Origin of the sequence: Thalassospira sp. MCCC 1A02491, from assembly GCF_001613785.1 — a bacterium.
Classification (GTDB): Bacteria; Pseudomonadota; Alphaproteobacteria; order Rhodospirillales; family Thalassospiraceae; genus Thalassospira; species Thalassospira povalilytica.
This window is the reverse complement of the sequence record NZ_LPVX01000024.1, coordinates 1-3,181: the sequence shown is the minus strand read 5'-3', so window position 1 is coordinate 3,181 and position 3,181 is coordinate 1. Positions and strand designations below refer to the sequence as shown.

Below are 3,181 nucleotides of genomic sequence, written 5' to 3'. Positions count from 1 at the left end.
TTTGGAAGATACAGGCTTCTGGCATCAGCCAGAGACAAGATGTTTGACATTGTGAATAGGGAATATGAAGAGAACGGATCTTTCCGTTGTGTTTAATCGCAACGAAAGAACGTGATCGCGAACTAGTTGTATTGCGGTTTTGCAGGGTTTTACCCCTGCGCAAGCCGCAGAACAGTTAGCTGAGGGATCTCTCAAGCATAATAAGGGCATTTGGTGGATGCCTTGGCGTCAAGAGGCGATGAAAGACGTGGCACTCTGCGATAAGCTACGGTGAGCCGAGAGCAGGCTTTGACCCGTAGATTTCTGAATGGGGAAACCCCATCCATTAGGATGATCCTGTCGTGAATACATAGCGGCAGGAGGCGAACCCGGTGAACTGAAACATCTCAGTAACCGGAGGAAAGGACATCAACCGAGACTCTGCTAGTAGCGGCGAGCGAACGCGGACCAGGCCAGTGGCTTATGCATAAGAACCGGAACGATCTGGAAAGGTCGGCCATAGTGGGTGATAGCCCCGTACGGGTAGAAGTTGCATAAGTCCTCGAGTAGGGCGGGACACGTGAAATCCTGTCTGAACATGGGGGGACCACCCTCCAAGCCTAAGTACTCCTTGACGACCGATAGTGTACCAGTACCGTGAGGGAAAGGTGAAAAGCACCCCGATAAGGGGAGTGAAATAGTTCCTGAAACCGGATGCCTACAAGCAGTTGGAGCCTCTTTATGGGGTGACAGCGTACCTCTTGCATAATGGGTCAGCGAGTTAGTCTTACAAGCAAGCTTAAGCCGTTAGGTGTAGGCGCAGCGAAAGCGAGTCTTAATAGGGCGATTGAGTTTGTGGGATTAGACCCGAAACCAGGTGATCTAGCCATGAGCAGGTTGAAGGTGATGTAACAGTCACTGGAGGACCGAACCCACGTCTGTTGAAAAAGACGGGGATGACTTGTGGTTAGGGGTGAAAGGCCAATCAAACCTGGAGATAGCTGGTTCTCCGCGAAATCTATTTAGGTAGAGCGTCAGATGAATACCTTCGGGGGTAGAGCACTGAATGGGCTAGGGGGCCTCACCGGCTTACCAAACCTAATCAAACTCCGAATACCGAAGAGTACTATCTGGCAGACAGACTACGGGTGCTAAGGTCCGTGGTCGAGAGGGAAACAGCCCAGACCGCCAGTTAAGGTCCCAAAGTTGTGGCTAAGTGGGAAAGGATGTAGGACGGCCAAGACAACCAGGACGTTGGCTTAGAAGCAGCCATCGTTTAAAGAAAGCGTAACAGCTCACTGGTCTAAATAAGCTGTCCCGCGCCGAAGATGTACCGGGGCTCAAGCCACACACCGAAACTGCGGATTTGTTCCTTATGGAACAAGTGGTAGCGGAGCGTTCCGTAAGCCTGTGAAGGTGTGCCGTAAGGCATGCTGGAGGTATCGGAAGCGAGAATGCTGACATGAGTAGCGATAAAGGGAGTGAGAACCTCCCTCGCCGAAAGCCCAAGGGTTCCTGCGCAAGGCCAATCCGCGCAGGGTGAGTCGGCCCCTAAGACGAGGCAGAAATGCGTAGTCGATGGGAAACAGGTTAATATTCCTGTACCCGTGAGAAGTGACGGCCTCTGGAAGTAGTTTTTCCTTATTGGATTGGAAAAGCTGCCAAGGAGGTCCAGGAAATAACTCTCACATATGGACCGTACCCCAAACCGACACAGGTGGGCAGGTTGAATATACCAAGGCGCTTGAGAGAATGGTGTTGAAGGAACTCGGCAAATTGCCCCCGTAACTTCGGGAGAAGGGGGCCCATCATAAAGGCAACTTTGTGGTGGGGGCACAGACTAGGGGGTGGCGACTGTTTACTAAAAACACAGGGCTCTGCGAAGTCGCAAGACGACGTATAGGGTCTGACGCCTGCCCGGTGCCGGAAGGTTAAGAGGAGATGTGCAAGCATTGAATTGAAGCCCCGGTAAACGGCGGCCGTAACTATAACGGTCCTAAGGTAGCGAAATTCCTTGTCGGGTAAGTTCCGACCTGCACGAATGGCGTAACGACTTCCCCACTGTCTCCAACACCAACTCAGCGAAATTGAATTCTCCGTGAAGATGCGGAGTACCCGCGGTCAGACGGAAAGACCCCGTGCACCTTTACTACAGCTTTGCAGTGGTATCAGGATGTGAATGTGCAGAATAGGTGGGAGGCTTTGAAGCCATGGCGCCAGCCATGGTGGAGCCACCTTTGAGATACCACCCTTTTGCTTCCTGATATCTAACCGAGGTCCGTTATCCGGATCCGGGACCCTGCATGGCGGGTAGTTTGACTGGGGCGGTCGCCTCCCAAAGAGTAACGGAGGCGCGCGATGGTAGGCTCAGGCTGGTCGGACATCAGCTTAAGAGTGCAATGGCAAAAGCCTGCCTGACTGCGAGACTGACAAGTCGAGCAGAGACGAAAGTCGGTCATAGTGATCCGGTGGTCCCGCGTGGAAGGGCCATCGCTCAACGGATAAAAGGTACGCCGGGGATAACAGGCTGATACTCCCCAAGAGTCCACATCGACGGGAGTGTTTGGCACCTCGATGTCGGCTCATCACATCCTGGGGCTGGAGCAGGTCCCAAGGGTTTGGCTGTTCGCCAATTAAAGTGGTACGTGAGCTGGGTTTAGAACGTCGTGAGACAGTTCGGTCCCTATCTGCCGTGGGCGTAGGATACTTGAGAAGAGCTGTCCCTAGTACGAGAGGACCGGGATGGACGCACCTCTGGTGTACCGGTTGTTCCGCCAGGAGCATCGCCGGGTAGCTAAGTGCGGAAGGGATAACCGCTGAAAGCATCTAAGCGGGAAGCCCCCTTCAAGACTAGGTATCCCTATCAGATCCCTGGAAGACCACCAGGTTGATAGGCTGGGTGTGGAAGCGCAGCAATGTGTGAAGCTAACCAGTACTAATTGATCGATCGGCTTGATTGATCCCTCTTGCTACTGATCTGCAATGACTTGCGCAGCGGTAAAATCATGCAAGACCATGCAATACAACTTATCACGATCTAAAATATCCGATCTCTTCGCTGTGTTTGGACGGCCCGGTGGCCATAGCGGCCGGGAACCACCTGATCCCATCCCGAACTCAGAAGTGAAACCAGCCTGCGCCGATGGTACTTTGTCTTAAGGCACGGGAGAGTAGGTCACCGCCGGGCCTTCCAAATACAGCA

2 rRNA genes are annotated in these 3,181 nt (G+C 53.2%); both read left to right on the top strand.

The features are described 5' to 3' along the window. Positions 1 to 189: 189 nt before the first annotated feature. Positions 190 to 2,939: ribosomal RNA gene (locus tag AUQ42_RS08925) — 23S ribosomal RNA — on the top strand. A gap of 112 nt (positions 2,940 to 3,051) precedes the next feature. Further along, positions 3,052 to 3,166 (top strand): 5S ribosomal RNA (gene rrf / locus AUQ42_RS08920). Positions 3,167 to 3,181 lie beyond the last annotated feature (15 nt).